Here is a 24,879-nt window from a genome sequence, read left to right on the forward strand (position 1 = left end):
AAATACACCGCACTTTAAATGGCGTCTTCGTTCTCTTCACCTGTACGAATACGAATAACTCGCTCCACATCGTAAACAAAAATCTTGCCATCACCAATTTTGCCTGTTTGTGCGGTATCCATAATGGCTTCAATACATTGTTCAACCAAGTCCGCTGGCACAATTAATTCAATTTTTACTTTAGGAAGGAAATCGACTGCATACTCGGCACCACGATATAATTCCGTATGCCCTTTTTGTCGTCCAAAGCCTCTCACTTCAGTCACTGTCATACCAGCAATACCAATATCAGACAACGCTTCACGCACATCATCTAATTTAAAAGGTTTAATAATGGCTTCTATTTTTTTCATTTTTTATCCTTCTAACCAAATAATTTTTTGCCAAAAAAGAAAATTGTTAATCCACAAGCGATAATCACAAAACCAATTAATTGCCAAATATGGGTAGGCCGCTCTGCCATACCAAGCAAACCAAAATGATCAATAATTGCAGCAGTAATAAGCTGCCCAACAATAATAAAAAACAGCATATTGGTAATACCAATTTTAGGCGCGAGGAAAATCGTGGTATAAACCACCAATGCACCTAGTGCACCGCCAATAAAACGCCACCAAGGTTGCTTGGGCAAATGTTGCCATGCAATCCCGAGATCCGCTTTCCATAAACAAATGCTAAATAATACGACCGCCCCAGTAAAGAAAGAAATAAAAGCCGCAACAACAGGTTGTCCCCCCATGGCACCAGCTAACTGGCTATTAATTGCCGACTGAATTGCCAACGCTGCACCCGCACATAAAGCGATAATGATAAAAGATAAAAACATAGGGGTTATTCTCTTTTTGCTGCGGCAGGTCTAAAACTTTTTACAACTTCTGGATGTGTATCAATATAAATACCACTGAGTAACTGCAAACAATAAGGTACTGCGGCAAATACACCATCTACGATTGCATTTCCTTTTTCATCTTTTACCCCTTCCAATGTTTGTTTAATGGATTTAGGTTGACCGGGTAAATTTAAAATCAAACTTTCATGACGAGTTACTGCAACTTGACGAGATAAAATCGCGGTTGGTACAAAATGCAAACTCACGCGACGCATTTGTTCGCCAAAACCAGGAAGCTCTCGTTCTGCAATCGCAAGCGTTGCATCAGGTGTCACATCTCGTTTAGCTGGCCCCGTTCCGCCCGTAGTCAAAATCAGGTGGCATTTATGTTGATCCACCAATTCAATTAAGGTTTGCTCAATATGTTTCTGTTCATCAGGAATTAAACGTGTTTCTATTGAAAAAGGCGCAATTAGTGCTTTTTCTAACCAAGCTTGTAATTCAGGAATACCTTGATCCTGATACACGCCTGCTGAAGCACGATCGGAAACAGAAACTAAACCAATTTTTAAAAAATCATCTAAAAGTGCGGTCATATTTTTCCTTATTTTATTTAGTGTTTTCCCACTAAAACTCGGCATTTTTTCACCGCGCTTTAGAATGGGAATAATACGGGAATACAGAAAATAGTCGCTAACATTACCAATAAGGTAAAAGGAACGCCTATTTTGACAAAATCAGCAAATTTATAGCCACCTGGACCTAATACCATCGTATTCACTGGCGAAGAAATTGGTGTCATAAATGCGGCGGATGAAGCAATCGCAACCGTCATTGCAAATGGCATTGGGGATAAATGTAACTGTTGTGCCATAGTAATTGCAATAGGTGCCATTAAAATTGCGGTTGCCGTATTGGAAATAAAAAGCCCTACCACTGCACACAATAAGAATAAACTAATGAGCATCCAATGTTTACCCATGGTACCGACGGTATGAATCATAAAATCAACTACTAAAGAAACACCACCCGTTTTTTGTAATGCAATAGAAAATGGCATCATACCGATAATCAAAATGAGACTTGACCAATGAATGCTACTATAAGCACTTTTAGCATCAATACAACGGAATTTACCAAGCATTAAACAAGCGATTAATGCGGCAATCACATTGGGAACGACTCCACTAACCATTAGAGCAACCATCACTGCAATGGATAATATGGCATGTATGGCTTGGCTTCGAGCGGGCACTGCCTTTTCCACTTCGCTAGGATAATTTAATAAGAAAAAGGATTTTGTTCGTTCGCGTAATTGGTGCAAGAGTTTCCAATCGCCCACAACCAACAACAAGTCGCCCACTTTTAACGCTTCTTCAGCAATAGGTCCTTTGAGTAATTCACCGTTGCGTTTAATACCAATGATATTCAAACCATAATTGGATCTAAAGTGTAATTCCACCGCACTTTTTCCTACCGCGCTTGCATCAGGGATCGGCGTTATTTCTGCCATACCAATGGATTTCGTTTGTTCATTAAAACTCTTTTCACGAATTTCCGTAGGTTCTAAATGATGTTGTAAACAAAAGTCTGTGAGATCAAGATCCGGATCACCAATATCAATCATAAGGATATCTTTGGCTCTAATCTCTAATTTTCCCAAATACACTGCCATAAACATAGGGCGAAAGCGCTTCCAACGTTCAATTGCTAAAATATTAAAGCCATAAGTAGAACGCAAATTCAAATCCGCCACGCTACTACCAATAAAATCCGAATCAGCTAAGACAACAAAACGTTTAATTCGATGATTTAATTGATAGCTTTCAATTAGATCTTTAATGGAATGGCGATCCGCCAATTGTGTATATTGCTCATCAGCATTTGCAAGCCAACGGCGTGCAATCAACATATACAAAATGCCAATGACCAAAACAATTAAACCAATAGGCGTAAAAGAGAAGAAACTAAAACGACCTGCTGATGTACGCACTAATTCCGCATTCACTACTAGGTTTGGCGCTGTCGCAATTAATGTCATCATACCACTAATTAAACCTGCAACACTGAGTGGCATCATTAAACGCTTAGGTGAAATATTCATTTGCTGACAAATTACTAACACCACAGGAATGAAAATAGCCACAACGCCCGTAGAACTCATAAATGAACCTAAGCCAGCGACCGCTAACATCAGCAAAATAAGCACTCGCGTTTCACTATTTTTTGCCGCTTTCATTAGCCATTCGCTCACTTGATAAGCCACGCCAGTCCGGACAAGTGCTTCTCCTACAATAAAAAGTAGTGCGATCAAAATGATATTGGGATCACTAAATCCCGCAAATACTTCTTGTACACTGAGAATCCCTGTTAAACAAAAAGCTAACATCACTAATAACGCAATGACATCCATGCGTAATTTGTTTTGAATAAACAAAAAAACGGCGATAACAAGCAATCCCACCGTCCATAACAGCGGGGATTGAAATTCAAGCATCGTCAGTTTATCCATTGGTGAATTCTCCTCATTCAAGTCCATTTATCTATTAGTTAATAGTTTTTTAACCGGAGCAAAACTGCGGCGATGTTGGGGCAAAGGTCCAAATTGTGCTAATTTTTCTAAATGCAGTTTAGTTGGATAACCTTTATGCTGTGCAAATGCATATTCAGGATGTAACAGATCTAATTCCGCCATTTCTTGATCGCGAGCAACCTTCGCTAAAATCGATGCGGCACTAATTTCAGCTACTAAACTATCCCCTTTCACAACAGCCTGGGCAGGCATAGCTAAATCAGGAATGCGATTGCCATCCACCAGCACAAAGTGCGGTTGAATTTTCAGATTTTTTACAGCTCGTTGCATCGCTAACATGGTTGCGTACAAAATATTTAATTGATTTATTTCTTCCGGCTCTGCGCGTCCTAATGCCCAAGCGAGCGCTTTTTGCTTAATTTCTTCCGCTAATAACAAACGTTTCTTTTCAGATAATTTTTTACTATCCGCTAACCCTTGGATAGGATTGTTTGGATCTAAAATGACTGCTGCAGTTACGACCGCGCCCACTAAAGGTCCACGCCCCACTTCATCAACGCCAGCAATCAAATCTACATCTGGATAAATAAATGCCATTGTTCTATTATCTCGTTTCAAGTAACTCAATCACTGCTTCAGCCGCTTGTTTATCTGCATCGCATTGAATTTGCTTGTGTAAATCCATAAAGCGTTGAATTAAAACATAACGATTTTGCACCGCACTTTCCGTTTGTTCTAAATACAAACTCAATTTCTCAGCCAGTTTCTCCGCTGTGCAATCTTGCTGAATCATTTCTGGCACCAGCATTTCATTGGCTAATAAATTAGGCAAAGCAATATAATCCGTTTTCACCAAGCGTTTGGCAAGGAAATAAGTGGTGCTTTTCATTCGATAACCCACTACCATTGGTGATTTGCAGAGCATACATTCTAATGCGGCAGTTCCGGAAGCTAATAAAGTGGCTTCTGCTGCAATCATCGCTTGTCTAGCTTGACCATCTAATAAGATCATTTCTAATTCAGGGGCAACCTGCGCTTTGATTTGCTCAAATTGCTCTCGGCGTTTGCGGTTAATTAAAGGCAACAAAAATTGCACATCAGGGAATTGTTGTTTAAGTTTTTGTGCTGTTTGTAAAAAAGGTTCCGCTAAGAATTCCACTTCTGAACCTCGGCTACCAACTAGAATCGCTACATAGCGTTGGTTCGGATCAATATTAAGTAATTGACAGGCTTCTGAACGATTTGGTTTTAAGGCAATTTGATCCGCCATGGTATGCCCAATAAAACGGCAAGGCACATTAAAACGATCATAAAAGGCTTTCTCAAAAGGTAAAAATGCTAAAACCAAATCCACTGCATTGGCAATTTGATGAATACGATTTTGCCGCCAAGCCCAAACAGAAGGGCTGACATAATGAATGGTTTTGATACCCTGTGCTTTAAGCTTTTCTTCTACATACAAATTAAATTCTGGCGAATCAATACCAATAAAAATATCTGGTTTTAGCGCCAATAACTGCTGAACCGTATTTTTACGAATTCGCAATAAACGAGGTAAATGCTTCACAATTTCGGCTAACCCCATTACCGCAATTTCTTCCATATCCACTAAGGTTTCGCAGCCTTCAGCAATCATTCTATCCCCTGCAATGCCAACAAAACGAGCATTTGGATAACGAATTTTCAAACTGCGGATAAGACCAGCGCCTAAAATATCACCGGAAACTTCCCCTGCTACAATTGCAATAGTTGGATTATTTTGTTCCATTTCACAATCCTTAATGAAAAATAACCGCACTTAAAAAGTGCGGTCTATTTTTAGTGAGTTTTTAATTAACGAATAATGCCACGCGTGGAGCGTTTAAAGAATTCTAAAAAGAAACTAATTGCGGTTTCTGTTTTGGCATAATGTTCAATTTCTGGCATCACTTCTTCTAAAGTTTTATCACTACGATAAATTAATTTATAAACATTGCGAATGGCATGCAGTGTTGGTTTATCAAACCCACGACGTTTTAATCCTTCAATGTTGACACCAAATGGACGTGCATGATTGCCTTGCGCCATCACATAAGGTGGTACATCTTGGCTGACCATAGAACCGCCACCCAGCATAACATGAGCACCAACAATAACAAATTGATGAATAGCTGACATTCCACCCACGATCACAAAATCATCCAGCTCAACATGTCCTGCTAGGGTTGCATTATTGGCTAAAATACAGCGGTTTTTAATGCGACAGTCATGGGCAATATGAGCATTTACCATGAATAAGTTATCGCTACCAACACGAGTAACACCACCACCTTGTACTGTTCCACGATGGATGGTTACATTCTCACGAATACGGTTGCGATCACCAATAATAGTTTTTGTTGGCTCACCCTGATATTTTAAATCTTGATTGACTTCACCAATACTTGCCCCTTGGAAAATTTGGTTATCTTCCCCGATAGTCGTGACACCATTTACCACAACATGAGAATGAAGCACAGTTCCTTTACCAATCTCAACTTGAGCGCCAATCACACAAAACGGACCAATCACCACATTTTCGCCAATTTTTGCGCCTTGTTCCACAATAGAAGTTGGGTGAATTTTCGCCGTTGGATGAATATTTTTATTATCGTGCTGAGTCATAATTTCTCCTTATGATGCGGCTCTGCGTGCGCACATCAATTCTGCTTCACAGACGACTTTGCCATCTACTGTAGCAACGCCTGTAAATTTAGTTACACCACGACGTTCCGCAACAAAGCGAACTTCTAATTCCATACGATCGCCAGGTAAAACAGGGCGACGGAAACGAGCGCTGTCAATCGCCGCGAAATAATAGAGTTCATTCTCTAACGGACGATAGGTTTTACAAGCTAACACGCCTGTTGCTTGTGCCATCGCTTCTAAAATTAACACGCCTGGAAACACTGGATTTTCAGGGAAATGACCAGTAAAACAAGGCTCGTTCACGCTAATATTTTTTACGGCTTTTAACCATTCGCCTTCTTGATAATCCACTACGCGATCCACTAATAAAAAAGGATAGCGGTGTGGCAATAATGTCATGATTTCACTTGCTTCAATGATACGAGGAGTTCTTTCCGTTGTCACAATAAGTACCTTATCTTTTAACTTATACTAAATTAATTTTAGCTAATTATACGTTATTTGGATCAAAATTTACAGTCTATTGAGGTTAGACAAGATAAATGCCAAAATAAATAAAGCCTACTTTCGTAGGCCTTTTTATTACTCAGCTAATTTCTTTTCTAATGCTTTGAGACGTTTATTCATATTATCAATATCCATTGTTAATGCCGCTGTTTTGCGCCATTGTTTATTAGTTTGCAATGGAATACCTGAAGAATAAATACCCGGCTCAGTAATTGGACGCATGACCATACCCATCCCAGTAATCACTGCTTGATCACAAATTTCCATATGACCATTGATCACACTTGCGCCACCAATTTGGCAATAACGTCCTACTTTTAGACTTCCTGCCATAATCACGCCACCTGCAACCGCTGTGCCTGTACCAATGTGTACATTATGTGCAATTTGGCATAGGTTATCGATAATCACATTATCTTCAATCACTGTATTATCTAAAGCACCACGGTCAATACAAGTGCAAGCACCAATTTCAACATGATTACCAATAATCACAGAACCCGTTTGAGGAATTTTAATCCAACGACCACGCTCATTAGCGTAACCGAAACCATCACTGCCAATCACTGCACCAGATTGAATTAAACAATGCTCGCCAATCTGAACATCATGATAAATCGACACATTTGCCCAAAGTTGTGTATTGGCACCAATAGTGGCATTTTTACCAATAAAACAACCCGAGCCAATAATCGCGTTATCACCAATGACAGCGCCATCTTCAACAACCGCATTTGCACCAATAGAAACATTTTGCCCTAAAGAAACTGTGCTAGAAATCACCGCACTTGAAGCAATATCATAAGCTGCTTTAGGCGTGCCATCCATATATTGCGCTAATAAAGCATAAGCCACATAAGGATTTTTAACGATCAATAAGTTAGCATCAGCGGCACAAAACTCAACATCTGCCTCAGAGACAACTAAAATTCCTGCTTGGGATAAAGCAAGATAAGGACGATATTTAACGTTTGAAATGAAGGTGAGTTGTTGACTAGTTGCTTTATCTAAAGGCGCAATAGCCGTAACAATAACATCGGCGTTGCCACGAATGGCACCGCCGATATGTTCTGCTAATTCTTTTAATGTATAAGAACGCATTATTTATTTACCTATTCAGGAATTATTTTTTCGCTGGTTCTGCTGGTTTTTCTTCCGCTTTTGGCGCTTCTGGTAATTTACCACCCATTGCTTTTAAGACATCTTCAGTAATATCTTTACCATCAACAGCGAAAACTACAGAATTTGCATCAAGCACGTAAGTATAACCTTTTTCTTTTGCTAAATTATTTGTTGCAGTTTGGATTGATTCTAATAATTTAGCACGTTCTTCATTTTCCAATGCTTGTGCATTTTGTTGGAATTTTTGTGCTTGCGCATCGTGATCTTTCATTAATTTATTAATTTCATCTTCACGTTTCTTAATATCAGCACTACGTAAATTTGGCGCTTCTTTTTTCAATGCAGCAATTTTACCTTCAATTTTTTTCTTAGCTGCCGCTAATTGATCTGCTTTGCCTTTAAATTCTTTATCTAATTTTTGTGCAATTGCTTCACGTTCTGGATGATGTTGGAATAAGAAACCCGCATTGATAAATGCAATATTTTCAGCAGCCATTGCAGCAGAAGCAAAACCTAAAGCTAAAGAAAGTGCGGTTACTTTTACGATTTTTTTCATTTGTTTAATTTCCTTGTAATTAATCATTTTTCAAAGAACTCAGATATTTCTGAGTGCAAGCCTAGGCTTAGACTTGCAAACTCAGAATTAGTTCATTAAATAATATTAGAATGTACCACCAATGCTAAATTGGAAACGCTCAACATCATCATTTTTATATTTTTTGATTGGTTTTGCATAAGAGAATACCAATGGTCCAATTGGCGATTGCCATTGGAATGCTACGCCAGCAGAGGTACGTACTCGAGTTGGATCACCATAATCAGGTAATGACGGGAAGTCTTTCTTACCTTCTTTTTTCCATTTTGTATCCCATACACTCGCAGCATCAAAGAATACAGATGTTCTTACGCTGTGTTGATTTTTTTCTGCAACAAATGGTGTAGGTACGATTAATTCTAAACTTGCATTAACCATTGCATTACCACCGATAATATCGGTACTTGGCTGATACTGTCCTGGTTTGTTTGTTGCATATATCGCATTTGGTCCAATCGCACCTGAAGCAAAGCCGCGTAATGAACCGATACCACCAGCGCTATAGTTACGGTAGAACGGAACACGTTTTCCACCAAACCCATTCGCATAAGCCGCTCCAGCTTTCGCCGAAATAACCCAAGCATGATCACGATCTAATGGATAGAAACCTGCAAAATCCGCTGTTAATGCATAGAATTTATTATCAGATCCCGGAATAGTAACAGAACCACCAATACCTGCTTTCACACCTTTAGTTGGGAAATAACCGCGGTTTAAACTATTGTAGTTCCAGCCAGCTTTAAAGAAGAAGTCATTTGACTTGAATGAACGACCTTCATATTTCATTGAATCCAAATATTTTTGGCGTGAATATTCAGGTGCCACATTTTTCAATTTATTGTAAGCATAGCCTAAACCTAAATAATAAGAGTTGTTCTCGTTCACAGGGAAACCTAAGGTTACATCGGCACCATAAGTAGTACGAGAGAAACTTGCTGCATTCTTATCATCTGAGTTGTCATATTTTTCATAGAAGACATTTCCACCTAGGCTTACACCATCTTTTGTGAAGTAAGGTTCGGTATAACCTAAATTAATACTTGTGGAATACTTATCTTTTCGACCACCAAGGCTAACTGCAGCGCCTGTTCCTAAGAAGTTATCTTGCTTAATACTTGATTGGTAGCTAAAACCACTTTCTGTACCATAACCAATACCGAAGTTAATACTCCCTGTATTACGCTCTTTCACATTATAAACAACATCTAAAAGGTCATCTGTTCCTGGAACCACTTCATTGCGTTGTTCAACTGTTTCAAAGAAACCTGTACGCTCTAAGCGAATTTTACCCAATTCAACTAATTGGGAAGATAACCAAGTACCTTCTTGTTGACGCATTTCTTGACGTAATGTGCTATCTGCACTTACTGTGTTTCCTTCAAAACGAATTTGGCGAACAGAATAACGACGTCCAGCTTCAACAATGTAAGTAATTGCAATGGTTTTATTGGTTTCATCAAATTCTGGGTGAATATTTACCTGTGCAGTCGCATAGCCTTGTTCAGCTAATTTCGCTTTAATATCATTTTCAACTGCTGAAATTTCGCTACGGCGGAATTCATCATTTAAACGAATACCTTTCAATAAAGGCGCTAATTCGTCTTGCATACCACCCACATCCCCGATAATTCGAGCATGATTAACGGTATACACATCGCCTTCATCAACCATCACTTTCACTTGCGCTTCTGTTTTTGCTTCATTTAACTGAACATCAGTGCCTGTTACTCGTGCCTTGGCATAACCATTTTCTGCATAATAATCTTGAATCGCATTGATATCTTTACCAAATTGGTCTGGTGCAAATTTATTACCAAATAATTTCCACCATGCATCTGGTTGTAATTCCATTTGCTCTTGTAAAGTGTCACTATCAATATGATTATTACCTTCAAAAGTAATGCCTTTTAATAAAGCAACATCATCTTCTTTAATCTGTAACTTCACTTCCGCGCGGTTATTCGGCAAATTATTTACGATAGCTTCCACTTTCGCATTATAACGACCTGTATTTTGATAATGGTCTAATAAACTTTGACGGAAAGCTTCTAATTTTTCACGATTAAGAACTTCACCGCTTTTAAAGCCATTACTTTCTAAATTTGCTTTTAAAGCTTCATCTGGAATGGTGCTGTTACCATCTAATGTTACTTCTGTGATGACTGGTTGTTGAAATACAGAAATCACTAATGTGTTTCCTTCACGACCAGCTCTTACGTCATCATAGCCTCTTGCATAGAGTGTTTTTACAATATGCGCGATCTGATTATCAGTAATGGTTTTACCCACATTTATAGGTAAACCCGCTAATACATTTCCTTCTGCCCCAGCTTGAACGCCGTCAACGCGAACATCCTTCACCACAAATGGTGCAGCATAAACGCTAGCAGAGCCAAATAATAAACTAGCAATTAAAAGTTTTTTCATTTTCTGATGACCTTATTAAATTAAAGTGCGGTTAAATTTTACAACGTTTTATAAACGTAAAAAATCATTAAATAAAGCGAAAGCAGTTAGGGTTAATAACAACACTGCACCTACTCGATAACAAATATGTTGGATTCGTTCAGAAATAGGTTTGCCTCGAATGCCTTCCGCCGCCAAGAAAACAAGATGACCACCATCTAATACTGGCAACGGAAATAAATTCATAATGCCCAAATTGACACTAATTAATGCCATAAAGCTCAAATAATAAATAAATCCAATTTGGGAAGATACGCCAGCCCCCTGTGCAATGGAAATTGGACCACTTAAATTATTCAGGGAAAGATCGCCGGTAAACAATTTTCCAATAACTTTGATTGTTAACCAAGCCAATTGACCAGTTTTCTCTACGCCTTTCCACAGAGCATCAAGCATATCATATTTTAATTCTGTGCGATACTGCTCAGCTAGTGGCTTAACGGTTGGTGAAATCCCCACAAAATAACGCCCCTCTTTTTGCTCTGGCATCACCTGTAAAGTAAACATTTCTCCATTGCGTAATACTGTTAGGTGCAAAGCTTGTCCTCTTTGTACTTCGCTGACAAAATCTTGCCAAACAAAAGATTGCTGATTTAATTGATAAATTTCATCACCAACTTGCAAACCCGCTTTTTCAGCAGGCGAATTTTCTGCAACCTTTGAAATTTTCATCTCAATTTGATTGCTTACAGGCGAAATTCCTAAAGAACGGAATGCCGTTTGTTTATCCGGTTCAAAAGACCAACCAGAAATATCCAATGTTTTTTGTTGTGGACGGTCTTCGCCAAAAGGCGTAACAGTTATGGCGACTTGCTGATTACCTAATTTGGTTGCCAATAGCATATTGATGCTTTCCCAATCTGCAGTATCCGTACCATCAATAGCTAAAATTTGACTATCAGGTTGAATACCCGCTAATGCAGCAATGCTATCCGTTTTCACGTCTGCAATTACCGGTTTAACACTTGGAATACCAACAGAAAAAATAACCCAATATGCGAAAATAGCAAAAATAAAATTAGCTAAAGGCCCTGCGACAATGACAAAAGCGCGTTGTAATACAGTTTTATGATTAAAACTTTCTGATCGTAAATGTGCAGGCACTTCTTCATTACGTTCATCCAGCATTTTCACATAGCCGCCAAGCGGAATAACTGAAACCGCAAATTCCGTTCCTTTTTTATCCTTTTTTGACCACAAAACTTTGCCAAAGCCAATAGAAAAACGATGAACTTTTATACCGCACTTTCTCGCCGCCCAGAAATGCCCAAATTCATGTACGGAAACCAAGATACCAATAACAACAATAAAAGAAGCTAATGACCACAAAAACGACATTCAAAATTCCTATAGCCAGAAAAAGTAAAAATAGGCAAAAAACGGGGTTGCAGCGGTTAAGCTATCAATACGATCTAAAATGCCACCATGTCCTGGAATCAAATTGCTACTGTCTTTAATACCACTTTCACGCTTGAACATACTTTCGGTTAAATCGCCCAATACTGAAATAACGATGGTTGCAACAGATAATAGGGTTAAAGAAAGCAGATTGCCATGCATAAACAAACTTTCGCCGGCAAAATGAATAAAGAGCATCGCCAGCACACCAGCAGAAATCACGCCGCCAATCACACCTTGCCATGTTTTTCCAGGTGACACTTTGGGTGCTAATTTATGTTTACCGAATTTACGTCCAGCAAAATAAGCACCACTATCTGCCGCCCAAACTAGAATAAAGACATAAAGCAATAACTGAACGCCATGAATTGAATCGACAACATAGTTTTCTAAACGTAAGCTAGCAACAGCAACTAAGAAAGGGACTAACGTATTAAACGCAAAAATCAACTGAAGAATTAAAGATTTACTCCATAATTTTGCAGAATTTGGATAACTCATCACGAGTCCTGTTGCCGCCAACCACCAAATAACAGACACTAACAATAACGGCTCTGCATAATCTTCAAACACACGCCCCGCATTTAAATAATCGGCGTAAGTAAAAATCCATAAAAATAAAAAAGCGGCTGCTAATGCAGTAACCACAAAACGCCAAACGAATTTTAATTTAGGAAACTGTGTCCATTCCCATATGCCAAGGGTTACAACAACGCCAAGCGCTAAAGTAAAATAGAAAGGAGAAAAGAAAAGTAACGCAACACAAACAATGGCAATCATAAAAATAGCTGAAATAACTCGTTCTTTAAGCACGTTTTTTTACCTCTATTCTGAACCGCCAAAGCGGCGCTCACGTTGTTGATATGCCCAAATGGCACGATTAAATTCTTGTTCATCAAAATCAGGCCATAACACTTCGGAAAAAAATAATTCCGCATAAGCGATTTGCCATAATAAGAAATTACTAATGCGTTGCTCGCCACTGGTACGAATCAATAAATCTACTGGCGGCTGCTGTTTTGTGACCAAATTTTGTTGGAAAAGTTCTTCATTAATCTGTTCAATTAACAAATCCCCTTGTTTCACCTGAGTTGCAATCTGTTGCGTTGCCTGCACAATATCCCAACAGCCACCATAATTGGCAGCAATATTGAGAGTAAGTGCGGTGTTATTTTCGGTTGTTTTTTCTGCGGCAGCAATCTTTGCTTGTAAACTTGGGCTGAATTTAGAAACATCCCCTAAGATATTGAGTTTGATATTATTTTTATGCAATTTTTTCACTTCTCGATCAAGCGCTTGCATAAATAAACTCATTAAAGCTGATACTTCTTCTGCTGGACGATTCCAATTTTCGCTACTAAAGGCATAAAGCGTTAAGGATTTCACCCCAATTTCTCTCGCATAGGCGACGGAACGACGTACAGCCTTTACGCCATTGGTATGTCCAAACACACGCATTTTGCCTTTCTGTTTTGCCCAACGGCCATTGCCATCCATAATAATTGCAATATGTTGAGGAATATTATTTGGATCTAATTCTTTCATTAAAAATCAATATTATTGCTTCATCTAAATTTGTGCCTGAATATAGCATAACTCACTAACTTGCGCTATGAGCTTTTATTCTAGGCTAAAAGTGCGGTGTTATTTTGATGAAATTAACTGCAATGCCAATTCTCTTGCTTTACGATCCACTTCCAACACATCTTCAACACAAATAATCTGTTGTGATGGCATTTTTTCGACCACAGCCAAATTCACCTTCGCAATATCCGTAAATTTAATTTGCTCATTTAAAAAGGCTTCTACTGCAATTTCATTGGCTGCATTTAAAGCGGTTGTCGCATATTGCCCTGCAGCGAAAGCATCAATAGCCAATTTTAAGCAAGGATAACGCTGATAATCGGGTTGTAAGAACGTCAAACCATTAAGTTGATAGAAATCTAATGGAGCAACACCCGCAAAAATACGTTGTGGATAAGCCATGGTTTCTGCAATTGGCGTACGCATATCTGGATTGCCCATTTGGGCAATCACTGAACCATCAATATAACGCACCATGGAATGAATAATTGATTGAGGATGAATGATCACTTCCATTTCATCTTCACTGGCATTAAATAACCAACGCGCTTCAATATATTCTAAACCTTTGTTCATCATGGTCGCTGAATCCACAGAGATCTTTTTCCCCATTGACCAATTAGGATGAGCAACAGCTTGCGCAGGCGTAATATGTTCGAATTCGCTTAAATCAGTGTAACGGAAAGGCCCGCCCGATCCTGTTAATACAATTTTACTAATACCCAATTCAGCAAGTGGACAGAAACCGATTTGTTGTTGTGCCTGTGGCGGTAAGGATTGAAAAATCGCATTATGTTCACTATCGACGGGCAAAAGTTGCGCTTTATTTTTACGCACTTCATCAAGAAATAGCTGACCACAAGTCACCAATGCTTCTTTGTTAGCCAACAAAATACGCTTGCCAGCTTTAATCGCCGCAAGGGTTGGTAATAAACCCGCTGCGCCCACAATTGCAGCCATCACTTGATCTACATCAGGATGAGCAGCTAATTCACAAATTGCTTGTTGACCACTTAGAACCTGTGTTTTGCTATGAAGTGCGGTTAATTTTTCACGTAATTTCTGAGCAGCAGTTTCATCTGCTAATGCCACAAATTGAGGCTGAAATTTGACACATTGTTCGAACATTAAATCCACATTGCGCCCACCTACAAGGGCAAAGGCTTCATATTGTTTTGGATTGTGTTCAATAACAGATAAGGTGCTGGTTCCAATAGAACCCGTAGAACCAAGAATGACAAGTTTTTGTTTTTTCATTTTAAATACATATAAAAATAGGGCGTTTGACGCCCTAAATAAAGATTAGCCTTTCAGCTTTCCATATAAACGGTACGCATGATAGAAAAAGAATAATCCGACTATCGCAACTAATGCTGAAACACCTATAGCACCTAATAATTCGTAAGCCATATAAATCATCCAATGCATACGTTTTGTACCACCCATTGCTTCCCATTCAAGAATATCTTGATAAATATAGAAAGCCCCATAGAGCATTGCGCAGCCAATAATGATGCTCATAAGAATAGCTAATTTAGGATTTTTAGGTAATTGTTCAGTATTTGAAATGAAGCTATTCTCCAATGTTTTTATTAAATCACTATACTACAGCGAGTACACTTCAATTAGAAATCCAATAATTCTTTTTCTTTTTCCGCCAATACTGCATCCACTTTCTTCACAAAATCATCTGTGATTTTTTGAATTTCAGCTTCCGCTTTGTGTTGCTCGTTTTCGCTAATTTCTTTGTCTTTTAATAATTGTTTAATTTTGTCATTAGCATCACGACGTACGTTACGGACCGCCACTTTACCTTGCTCGCCTTCGGCTTTCACTAATTTAATTAGATCACGACGACGTTCTTCTGTTAATGGTGGTAATGGAACACGAATGGTTGTCCCTGCTGAAGACGGGTTTAAACCTAAATCAGAAGTTAAAATGGCTTTTTCTACCGCACCAATTAGGCTACGATCAAAAACAGTTACCGCTAATGTGCGTGCATCTTCAGCGACTACGTTCGCTAATTGGCGTAATGGAGTTGCAGCACCATAATAATCCACTTGAATAGCATCTAATAATGAAGGTTGTGCACGACCTGTGCGGATCTTAGAAATATGACCTTTTAACGCCTCAAGACTTTTTTCCATACGATCTTGTGCATCTTTTCTAATTTCATTAATCATTCGTGTATCCTTTAATCTATGTTGAGATAAAAACAATGGAATTGTACTGGATTTTTACATTTTTTTAAATAAAAGATTTAGTTATCAATCCAAACTAAAAGAAAAAGATAAAAAGAAAGGTAAGGTGTCAACCTTACCTCTGATGATTAACCAACAATTGTTGTGCCTTCCGCTTCACCTAAAATCACATTGCGTAATGCGCCAGGTTTACCCATATTAAATACACGAATTGGAATACCATGGTCACGCGCAAGCGTAAATGCGGCTAAATCCATCACTTGTAATTCTTTTTCAATCACTTCTGCAAAGGTTAATTTGTTATATAATTTTGCATCCGGGTTTTTAGCCGGATCGCAATCGTACACGCCATCCACTTTCGTTGCTTTTAAAACAACATCTGCTTCAATTTCAATACCACGTAAACAAGCTGCAGAATCAGTAGTAAAGAAAGGACTCCCCGTCCCTGCAGAGAAAATCACTACGCGACCTTCACGCAACATTTTGATCGCTTCTGACCAGTTATACGTATCGCAAATCCCATTAAGTTGAAACGCAGACATAAGTTTGGCATTCACATCCGCTCGGTGTAATGCATCACGCATAGCTAAACCATTCATTACTGTCGCTAACATCCCCATATGGTCACCAACAACACGATTCATTCCCGCTTTGGCTAATTTTGCACCGCGGAATAAATTACCACCACCAAGAACGACCCCAACTTCAACACCCATTGCTAAAACATCTTTAATTTCTAATGCCATTCGATCCAAAATCGTTGGATCAATACCAAAACCTTCATCGCCTTGTAAAGCTTCACCGCTCAATTTTAATAAAATACGTTTATAAATTGGTTTGCTCATCTCGTTTCCCCTTGAAGTGTTGACATAAAATCCATCGTATTATAATCCAACATTTTTCAACAGGAAATAGGCATAGCAGATCAATTTAAAATTAGGTAAAATTTCACCGCACTTTTTATAACGCAATATGGAAGACGTAATGAAATCCCACAAATTCGGTATAAAACAAATCGTCGCAATGGTTATCTCATTGATATGCCTTTACTTTGCAAGCCAAGGGTTATTGGCTGCGAGCGGTTTTTTCCCACAGCCTGAACAGCAAGCCATTTTTTCATTATCCTTATTGATCATTTTCTTTACTGCCTCAAAAAAACTGTTTTATTGGGTGCTTTTGCCCTTTGTGAGCATGCAAGCATTATATGCACCCGTTGGATTAGTATTTGGGCCGCCCTCTTATCAATATGTCGCCTCAATCTTTGCAACGGACTTACAAGAAAGTAAAGAATTCTTGGCTCAACTTTCTTTCAGTCATATTGCTTATGGTTTTGCTATCATCGGCTTAATACTAGTCTTCCGATTTGTAACACAAAAATTTGCCCTGCATTTTCATAAAAATAAAGTGTTTTTAGCACTTTCTGCGACTATCATGTTACTCAATACCCCCGCACTCAAATTTATTCAGGAAGGCAGTCAATCCATTCTAAAAGTACAACAAGAATTATCACGTCTTAATGGGTTCAGCATTGAAAGCCGTTGGGGGAAATCGACACTCAATCACAGCCAATATGATGATTATGTGTTGATTATTGGTGAAAGCGCTCGACGTGATTATCATCATGCGTATGGCTATCCAATAGAAAATACGCCTTTTATGTCAACAGCAAAAGGCACATTAATTAATGGCTTAGCCTCTGGCGGTACAAACACAATCGCCTCCTTAAAATTAATGCTCACGCAGCCTGATACGCAAAATTGGGAAGGTGATTACAGTTTAAATTTGGTGGATTTAATAAAATCAGCAGGAATAAAAATCTATTGGATTTCTAACCAAGGTTACTTGGGCGATTTTGACACACCAATTTCAGCAATCGCCAATAAAAGTGATGAAAAAATCTTTTTAAAATATGGCGACTCGCTGAATACTAATGTCAGTGATTTCAAATTATTACCTAAATTTGATCAAGTTATCGAACAGCCATTCTCAAGCAAGCGATTTATTGTGTTACACCTTTATGGCTCCCATCCAATAAGCTGTGATCGACTGGATGATTATCCGAAAATTTTTGACGACAACCAAATTGATAATAAATATTTCAATGTGAATTGCTATATTTCTTCCATTAAAAAAACCGATGAGTTACTACAACAAGTGCATCAGCGTTTAGTAAAAAACTATGAAAAAACACACCGCACTTTTTCAATGGTTTATTTTTCTGATCATGGTTTGAAACATGAAATGGATGATAAAACAATCCATATTATGAACAGCAAACAAAGTAAATTACATTTCAATGTTCCACTATTTAAAATTTCTAGTGATGATAATGAACGGAAAGAATATCAAGCCTTCAAGTCAGGGCTAAATTTCACTGCGGGCATTGCACATTGGATAGGAATTCATAACCCATTATTAAAAAACGAAGATTTATTCAGTCCTGAAAATGATCCTGATGATTACGGATTAGCTGAGAAAATTAAGACTATTCCTTCAGAAGAAGATCCTGCAGTAGTCATTCCATTTAAACCATAAAACAAAAAAAACACCTACAATTTCTTGTAGGTGTTTTTTAAATCAATCAGTTTAGATAATTAAGCATTACCAGTGATTTTAGCAACTTCTGCTGCGAAATCTTCTTCCACTTTCTCGATACCTTCACCCACTTCTAAACGGATAAAGTTAGAAACTGAAGTACCTACTGATTTTAAGTAGTCACCCACAGTTTGTGAAGGATCCATAACGAATGCTTGACCCGTTAATGATACTTCACCAGTGAATTTCTTCATACGACCTTCAACCATTTTCTCTGCGATTTCTTTTGGTTTACCAGAGTTGATTGCGATGTCGATTTGAATTTGACGCTCATGAGCAACAACTTCAGCAGAAACATCTTCTGGGTTTACGAATTCTGGTTTAGATGCTGCAACGTGCATTGCTACTTTTTTAAGTTCATCTTCTGAACCAGCACCTGCAACTAACACACCGATTTTCGCACCATGTAAGTATTGTGCAATCACTTGACCATCTAAGTATTGAACACGACGGATTGTCATGTTTTCACCGATTTTAGCAACTAATGCTGCACGTTTTTCTTCAAATTGTGCTGCTAATGTTTCAATTGTGGTGCCTTTGTTTGCTAATGCATAGTCAGCAACTTCATTTGCTAAACCTAAGAAACCTGCATCTTTCGCTACGAAGTCAGTTTCGCAGTTCATTTCAACTAATACGCCAAAACCTGCACCAATACGAGCAAGGATAACACCTTCTGCCGCAATACGACCCGCTTTTTTAGCCGCTTTCGCTTGACCTGATTTACGCATATTGTCGATTGCTAATTCAATATCACCGTTTGCTTCAACTAACGCTTTTTTACATTCCATCATGCCTGCGCCAGTACGCTCACGAAGTTCTTTTACTAATGCTGCTGTGATTTCAGCCATTTTTGTTGTCCTCTAATATTCTTGAATGGAAATACGCTGTTTCAAAATTTAATAAAAAAACACCGCACTTTTGGGAATTTGATATAAAAGCAGGGAACAATTTGCCCCCTGCTGATAATAGGGCTTTCGCCTTATTCAACCTGATTACTCAGCAGATTCTGCTGCGAATTTTTCTTCTACAGCCACTTCAGCTTGGCGACCTTCTTTAACTGCCGCTGCTGCAGCTGTTAAATATAATTGAATCGCGCGAGTTGCATCATCGTTACCAGGGATTAAGAAATCAACGCCATCTGGGCTAGCGTTAGTATCAACTACTGCAAATACTGGAATACCTAGATTGTTTGCTTCTTTTACTGCAATGTGTTCGTAATCTGCACCGATAACGAAAATCGCATCTGGAAGACCTGCCATATCTTTGATACCGCCAAGGCTTAATTCAAGTTTTTGCATTTCACGAGTACGATCTAATGCTTCTTTTTTGGTTAATTTATCAAATGTACCGTCTTGAGATTGAACTTCAAAATCTTTTAAACGTTTGATTGATTGACGAACTGTTTTCCAGTTAGTCAACATACCACCTAACCAACGGTGATTTACATAATATTGTTGACAATCTAATGCTGCTGCTTTAACTGCTTCTGAAGCTGCACGTTTTGTACCAACGAATAAGATTTTACCGTTGTTACTTGCGATACGAGTTAATTCAGCTAATGCTTCATTGAATAATGGAAGCGTTTTTTCTAAGTTAACGATATGAACACCGTTACGAGCACCGAAAATGAATGGTTTCATTTTTGGGTTCCAGTAACGAGTTTGGTGACCGAAATGTACGCCTGCATTAATCATGTCGCGCATTGAAACTTGTGCCATAATATTTTCCTTTTAATTGGGGTTGAGCCTCCACATACCAGCAAACCGACCGTTTGGCACCCCGATTTACTTTTATGATATGTGTGTGTTGTTAATAAATAAAAAATTGTTATTCTGCTAAGACAAAATAACGGGGCATTTTATACCATAAAGTGCGGTTAAAAACTAGCTAATTTTTTATTTTTTACCAAAAAACTAAACCCGCGATTTACGCGGGCTTAGCAAATTTAGATCAACAATTATTCTGCACTTTGATTCATAAATTCATCATTCACTTCAATTTTCGCTTTAGCGCGTAATGATTTCAATAAATTCGCTTGTAAATCAAAGGCTTTACCTTGCATAATCTTCGCTGCAAATTGCTCTTTCGCGGCTTGTTCAACAGCCACATTTTCAATACCATCCAAAGCAATAATAACTACATCACCGCTGTTGGTCTGCGCAACTTGGTAAACATGATGATCTTGCTCAGGTTTCATAGCAAAAATCACGTTATTTAACACAGGATCTTTATTTTGCGCATAAACCCAAGTTTCTTGCTTACCGAAATTAACCCCATCGACTTTCGCTTCTTTATTTGAAGCCAATGATTTCGCCAACTCGTTGGCTTTTGCTAACACAGCCACTTCTGCTTTTTGGCGTTTGAGTAACGTTTCAATTTCCGCTTTAGCTTCATCTAATGTTTTCTTCGCTTGCGGCTTATGCTCTAGAACACGCACCACAATTGAATGTTGTTCTTCCACATTCATTGGCTCTGAATTCATATTGCCTTGTGATACATCGCCATCAAACATAGCATGTACTACATTTGGGAAATTCAGTTCAACCGGAATGTCATCACGAGAGAAATACCCCGTTTCTTTCACTTCCACACCTGCTGCATCTGCCGCTGCTTTTAATGAAGATTGATCTTCAAATGCTTTTTCTGCCGCTTTTTTCTCAATAGTATAGAACTGCGTATGGGTTAAATCTTGACGAACTTGTTGCGCAATTTGCGTTTTCACTTGTTCAAATGGCAAGACTGTTGCCCCTTTACGATCTTTCACTAAAATAATATGGTAACTGCCATCAATTTTTACTGGTGTGCTAAATTTTCCCACTTCCACTAAAATTGCGGCGTCTTCAAAATCTTTTGGTAAATCACCATTGCTAAACCAACCTAATTCACCACCTTTATCTCCTGATAGCTTATCAGTAGATTTCGTTTTCGCTAATTCAGCGAAATCTGCACCATTTTGTAAGGCTTGATAAGCATCTAAAGCATCAGTTTCATTTGCAAACTGAATATGTGCAATATTTTGTTGCCCTTTAGACATAAATTGGCTCTTATTATCTTGATAATATTGCTGAATTTTCGTGTCATCGACTGTAATCGATTTATTAACGATTTCTTTATTTAAATCAAGATATTGTACTTTTACCAATTCAGGCACAATGAAAGCATTGCTATTGGCATCATAATAGGCTTTGATTTCCTGTTCTGACACTTGCTGTTTTGCGATTTCATCTGCTAAAGGCAATTGAGCAAAGCGCACTTTGCGTTGTTGGAAAAATAACTTAGCAAATTCCTCTTGGCTTGTTGGTAATAGAAAGACGGAATTATTCAAACCCGATTGTAATTGCTCAAAACGCAAGGCTTCACGCACATAAGCCGCATACATATCCGCAGTCATATTATTATTGCGCAACACTTGCTGATAAGCTTCATTACTAAATTTGCCATCCATTTGGAACATTGGCGTTCTAACAATTTCTTGCTTAATACGTTCATCACTGACACCCAATTTTAAATCGGTAATATATTGAGTCAGCAATTTTTGTTCAATCATGCGATTTAATACAGAAGCACGAATACCTTTTGTAAATTCAGGTGTATTAGCTACCTCTGCAAATTTTGCCCCTAATAACTGGCTACTACGCTGATATTCATTGTTGTATTGTTGCTGAAATTCCGCTTGAGAGACTTCCTCACCATTAATCTTAACAGCAAAGGTATCTGCGCTACGGCCTAAATAACCATACATCCCCGTAATCACAAAGGATACCCCGATTAATGCTAAGACGGCTTTGGCAATACCACTATTTGATGCGTGGTGCATTTTTTCCATAAACATGGGCACATTCCTAATCTATAAATCTAAAAATTTTGCAAATTATAAACGAAAGTGCGGTGAAAAATCAGCAAGTTTTTAAAACTTCCGTTTTTTCCACCGCACTTAATATTGATGATTAATTCACTGTTGGCGCAATTTTACGGCTTTTACGAGCTCTCACTACTTTAACTGCATTGACCGGTGTCATCTTCACCATTTCCACACCTTCAGGTGGATTTTCTAAAGCAAGACTGAGTACCTCATCAATGGTTTCAACTGCATGAATCGCTAGACCCGCTTTGGCATTATCTGGAATTTCTTCCAAATCTTTCACATTATCTTTTGGAATTAACACCGTTTTAATACCACCACGATAAGCGGCCAATAGTTTTTCTTTTAAACCACCAATTGGCAGCACTTTTCCTCGTAAACTAATCTCACCCGTCATAGCCACATCCGCACGAACTGGGTTTCCAGTTAAACAAGAAACAAGGGCTGTACACATTGCAATACCAGCACTCGGACCATCTTTTGGTGTTGCTCCATCAGGCACATGAATGTGAATATCTCGCTTTTCATGGAAATCAGAAGCAATACCCAATTTCTCCGCACGAGAACGAACAACTGTCATCGCGGCTTGGATACTTTCTTTCATGACATCACCCAATGAGCCAGTATAGGTTAATTTACCTTTACCGATAACAGAAGCGGTTTCAATAGTCAGTAAATCACCGCCTACTTCAGTCCAAGCTAAGCCGGTAACTTCACCAACTCGATTTTGGGTATCCGCCAAGCCGAAATCAAAACGTTTCACGCCCAAATATTCTTGTAAGTTCGCGGAATTGACCACAATAGCTTTCAATTTCTTATTGAGCAGCAGATTTTTTACTGCTTTACGGCAAATTTTAGAAATTTCACGTTCTAATCCACGCACACCGGCTTCACGCGTATAATAACGGATAATATCTAAAATCGCGTTTTCTTCGATGGTTAATTCACCCGCTTTTAAACCATTACGTTCAATTTGTTTGTTCAACAAATGCTGAGTAGCGATATTTAATTTCTCATCTTCGGTATAACCAGCAAGACGAATCACTTCCATACGATCAAGCAACGGCCCTGGAATATTCATGGAATTTGAAGTCGCCACAAACATCACATCAGACAAATCATAATCCACTTCTAAATAATGGTCGTTGAACTTCGTATTTTGTTCAGGATCAAGCACTTCTAATAGGGCAGAAGCCGGGTCTCCTCGATGATCCATCGCCATTTTGTCAATTTCATCTAGCAAGAATAGTGGGTTTTTGACACCTACTTTTGCCATTTTCTGAATTAATTTACCCGGTAATGAACCGATATAGGTTTTACGATGACCTCTGATTTCAGCTTCATCTCGTACCCCACCTAATGCCATACGCACGTATTTACGTCCTGTTGCATTGGCGATAGATTGTCCCAAAGACGTTTTACCCACGCCTGGCGGTCCAACTAAGCACAAAATAGGTCCTTTAATTTTATTTAGACGATTTTGTACCGCGAGATATTCCAAAATACGTTCTTTAACGCGTTCTAAACCATAATGATCTGCATCCAAAACAACCTGAGCCTTGGCTAAATCTTTCTTCACCTTGGTAGTTTTATGCCAAGGAATCTGCAACATCCAATCAATGTAACCACGCACCACTGTCGCTTCTGAAGACATTGGGGACATCATTTTGAGTTTTTTCAGTTCTGATTCAACTTTTTCTTTAGCTTCTTGCGGTAATTTTGCTTCTTCTAACTTTTTATATAATTGATCAATTTCATTTTCATCTGGATTCTCATCTTGATGCCCCAATTCTTTACGAATCGCTTTCATTTGCTCATTGAGGTAATAATCACGCTGCGTTTTTTCCATTTGCTCTTTGACTTTCGCGCGAATACGTTTTTCCACCTGCAATAAGTCATTTTCACTTTCCATTGCACCAAGTAAATATTCAAGTCTGTCAGACACATTCGCACGTTCTAACACTTCTTGTTTGTGACGTAAAGCTAGCGGTAAATGAGCTGCCAAAGTATCAGCAAAACGATCAGGCTCTAAAATAGCCTCCAATGCTTTATAAATTTCAGGCTGAACTTTCTTATTCTGTTTGGCAAAATTATCAAATTCTTTCAACGTCATATCACGCAGAACCAACATTTCTTTTTCATCCGCATAAGTCGTTTCAATTAAATCGACTGTTGCAGAGAAATAGCCTTCATCAGTGATATGTTTCACATTGACACGTTGTTGACCTTCCACTAGCACTTTTACTGTGCCATCTGGCAGTTTTAATAACTGAATAATATTGACCAGCGTACCCACTGAAAAGAGATCTTCAACCTGAGGTTCTTCAATATCAGCTTGTTTTTGAGCAACGAGTAATAATTGCTTTCCATTTTCCATCGCCGCATCTAAGCTACGAATTGATTTATCACGACCAACAAACAATGGCATGACCATGTAAGGAAAAACAACCACATCTCGCAATGGCAAGACGGGGATTTCATGTGTTTCGCTTTTTTTTACACTCATTTTCTTTCTCTATC

23 protein-coding genes are annotated in these 24,879 nt (G+C 38.5%); 1 reads left to right on the forward strand and 22 read right to left on the reverse strand.

Features of this window, described 5'->3' with window-relative positions; translation table 11 throughout:
- Positions 1–14: 14 nt before the first annotated feature.
- From glnB to pyrH, 18 genes are all read right to left on the reverse strand, one after another.
- Complete coding sequence (gene glnB, locus ACUXZ4_RS08840) at positions 15–353, reverse strand: nitrogen regulatory protein P-II (protein WP_464972836.1); 339 nt, start codon at positions 351–353, stop codon at positions 15–17.
- Positions 354–364: 11 nt separating this feature from the next.
- Positions 365–826 (reverse strand): DMT family transporter, encoded by a 462-nt coding sequence (locus ACUXZ4_RS08845; RefSeq protein ID WP_464972837.1) that lies wholly within the window; start codon positions 824–826, stop codon positions 365–367.
- 5 nt (positions 827–831) lie between these two features.
- Positions 832–1,425, reverse strand: coding sequence for a molybdopterin adenylyltransferase (gene mog / locus ACUXZ4_RS08850; protein WP_464972838.1), 594 nt, complete (start codon positions 1,423–1,425; stop codon positions 832–834).
- A gap of 59 nt (positions 1,426–1,484) precedes the next feature.
- Positions 1,485–3,341, reverse strand: a complete 1,857-nt coding sequence (locus tag ACUXZ4_RS08855) for an SLC13 family permease (RefSeq protein WP_464972839.1) — start codon at positions 3,339–3,341, stop codon at positions 1,485–1,487.
- Between the two features lie 27 nt (positions 3,342–3,368).
- Positions 3,369–3,959 (reverse strand): ribonuclease HII, encoded by a 591-nt coding sequence (gene rnhB, locus ACUXZ4_RS08860; RefSeq protein WP_464972840.1) that lies wholly within the window; start codon positions 3,957–3,959, stop codon positions 3,369–3,371.
- Between the two features lie 7 nt (positions 3,960–3,966).
- Complete coding sequence (gene lpxB, locus ACUXZ4_RS08865; RefSeq protein WP_464972841.1) at positions 3,967–5,130, reverse strand: lipid-A-disaccharide synthase; 1,164 nt, start codon at positions 5,128–5,130, stop codon at positions 3,967–3,969.
- 65 nt (positions 5,131–5,195) lie between these two features.
- Positions 5,196–6,005 (reverse strand): acyl-ACP--UDP-N-acetylglucosamine O-acyltransferase, encoded by an 810-nt coding sequence (gene lpxA, locus ACUXZ4_RS08870; protein WP_464972842.1) that lies wholly within the window; start codon positions 6,003–6,005, stop codon positions 5,196–5,198.
- Between the two features lie 9 nt (positions 6,006–6,014).
- Positions 6,015–6,476, reverse strand: a complete 462-nt coding sequence (gene fabZ / locus ACUXZ4_RS08875; protein WP_464974025.1) for a 3-hydroxyacyl-ACP dehydratase FabZ — start codon at positions 6,474–6,476, stop codon at positions 6,015–6,017.
- A gap of 135 nt (positions 6,477–6,611) precedes the next feature.
- Positions 6,612–7,637 carry a UDP-3-O-(3-hydroxymyristoyl)glucosamine N-acyltransferase gene (gene lpxD / locus ACUXZ4_RS08880; RefSeq protein WP_464972843.1) on the reverse strand — a complete coding sequence of 342 codons (1,026 nt, stop codon included), beginning with the start codon at positions 7,635–7,637 and terminating at the stop codon, positions 6,612–6,614.
- A gap of 22 nt (positions 7,638–7,659) precedes the next feature.
- Positions 7,660–8,214: an OmpH/Skp family outer membrane protein gene (locus tag ACUXZ4_RS08885; protein WP_464972844.1), complete on the reverse strand. Its 555-nt coding sequence runs from the start codon at positions 8,212–8,214 to the stop codon at positions 7,660–7,662.
- Positions 8,215–8,319: 105 nt separating this feature from the next.
- The gene (gene bamA / locus ACUXZ4_RS08890) at positions 8,320–10,680 is read right to left on the reverse strand and encodes an outer membrane protein assembly factor BamA (protein ID WP_464972845.1); all 2,361 of its coding nucleotides are present in this window, start codon (positions 10,678–10,680) and stop codon (positions 8,320–8,322) included.
- Positions 10,681–10,728: 48 nt separating this feature from the next.
- On the reverse strand, positions 10,729–12,057 hold the full coding sequence (gene rseP / locus ACUXZ4_RS08895; RefSeq protein ID WP_464972846.1) for a sigma E protease regulator RseP: 1,329 nt from the start codon (positions 12,055–12,057) through the stop codon (positions 10,729–10,731).
- Between the two features lie 9 nt (positions 12,058–12,066).
- Positions 12,067–12,930 (reverse strand): phosphatidate cytidylyltransferase, encoded by an 864-nt coding sequence (locus ACUXZ4_RS08900; RefSeq protein WP_464972847.1) that lies wholly within the window; start codon positions 12,928–12,930, stop codon positions 12,067–12,069.
- A gap of 12 nt (positions 12,931–12,942) precedes the next feature.
- Complete coding sequence (gene uppS / locus ACUXZ4_RS08905; RefSeq protein ID WP_464972848.1) at positions 12,943–13,662, reverse strand: polyprenyl diphosphate synthase; 720 nt, start codon at positions 13,660–13,662, stop codon at positions 12,943–12,945.
- A gap of 99 nt (positions 13,663–13,761) precedes the next feature.
- On the reverse strand, positions 13,762–14,958 hold the full coding sequence (gene ispC / locus ACUXZ4_RS08910; RefSeq protein ID WP_464972849.1) for a 1-deoxy-D-xylulose-5-phosphate reductoisomerase: 1,197 nt from the start codon (positions 14,956–14,958) through the stop codon (positions 13,762–13,764).
- Positions 14,959–15,003: 45 nt separating this feature from the next.
- The gene (locus ACUXZ4_RS08915; RefSeq protein WP_464972850.1) at positions 15,004–15,222 is read right to left on the reverse strand and encodes a hypothetical protein; all 219 of its coding nucleotides are present in this window, start codon (positions 15,220–15,222) and stop codon (positions 15,004–15,006) included.
- A gap of 104 nt (positions 15,223–15,326) precedes the next feature.
- Positions 15,327–15,884, reverse strand: coding sequence for a ribosome recycling factor (gene frr / locus ACUXZ4_RS08920; protein WP_464972851.1), 558 nt, complete (start codon positions 15,882–15,884; stop codon positions 15,327–15,329).
- A gap of 146 nt (positions 15,885–16,030) precedes the next feature.
- A complete protein-coding gene (gene pyrH / locus ACUXZ4_RS08925) occupies positions 16,031–16,747 on the reverse strand; it encodes a UMP kinase (RefSeq protein ID WP_464972852.1) in 717 nt (238 codons plus the stop codon).
- Positions 16,748–16,886: 139 nt separating this feature from the next.
- Between pyrH and ACUXZ4_RS08930 the strand changes: the two genes are divergently transcribed.
- Positions 16,887–18,437 (forward strand): phosphoethanolamine transferase, encoded by a 1,551-nt coding sequence (locus ACUXZ4_RS08930; protein WP_464972853.1) that lies wholly within the window; start codon positions 16,887–16,889, stop codon positions 18,435–18,437.
- Positions 18,438–18,496: 59 nt separating this feature from the next.
- Here ACUXZ4_RS08930 and tsf read toward each other — a convergent pair whose 3' ends face one another.
- The 4 genes from tsf to lon form a co-directional block, all read right to left on the reverse strand.
- Entirely contained in the window at positions 18,497–19,345 is an 849-nt protein-coding gene (gene tsf / locus ACUXZ4_RS08935; RefSeq protein WP_464972854.1) for a translation elongation factor Ts, read from the reverse strand.
- Between the two features lie 144 nt (positions 19,346–19,489).
- The gene (gene rpsB, locus ACUXZ4_RS08940) at positions 19,490–20,215 is read right to left on the reverse strand and encodes a 30S ribosomal protein S2 (protein ID WP_464972855.1); all 726 of its coding nucleotides are present in this window, start codon (positions 20,213–20,215) and stop codon (positions 19,490–19,492) included.
- 239 nt (positions 20,216–20,454) lie between these two features.
- Complete coding sequence (gene ppiD / locus ACUXZ4_RS08945) at positions 20,455–22,329, reverse strand: peptidylprolyl isomerase (RefSeq protein ID WP_464972856.1); 1,875 nt, start codon at positions 22,327–22,329, stop codon at positions 20,455–20,457.
- A 115-nt stretch (positions 22,330–22,444) separates the two neighbouring features.
- A complete protein-coding gene (gene lon / locus ACUXZ4_RS08950) occupies positions 22,445–24,865 on the reverse strand; it encodes an endopeptidase La (RefSeq protein ID WP_464972857.1) in 2,421 nt (806 codons plus the stop codon).
- Positions 24,866–24,879: the final 14 nt, after the last annotated feature.

It is taken from the genome of Reella acinonychis (genome assembly GCF_052828705.1).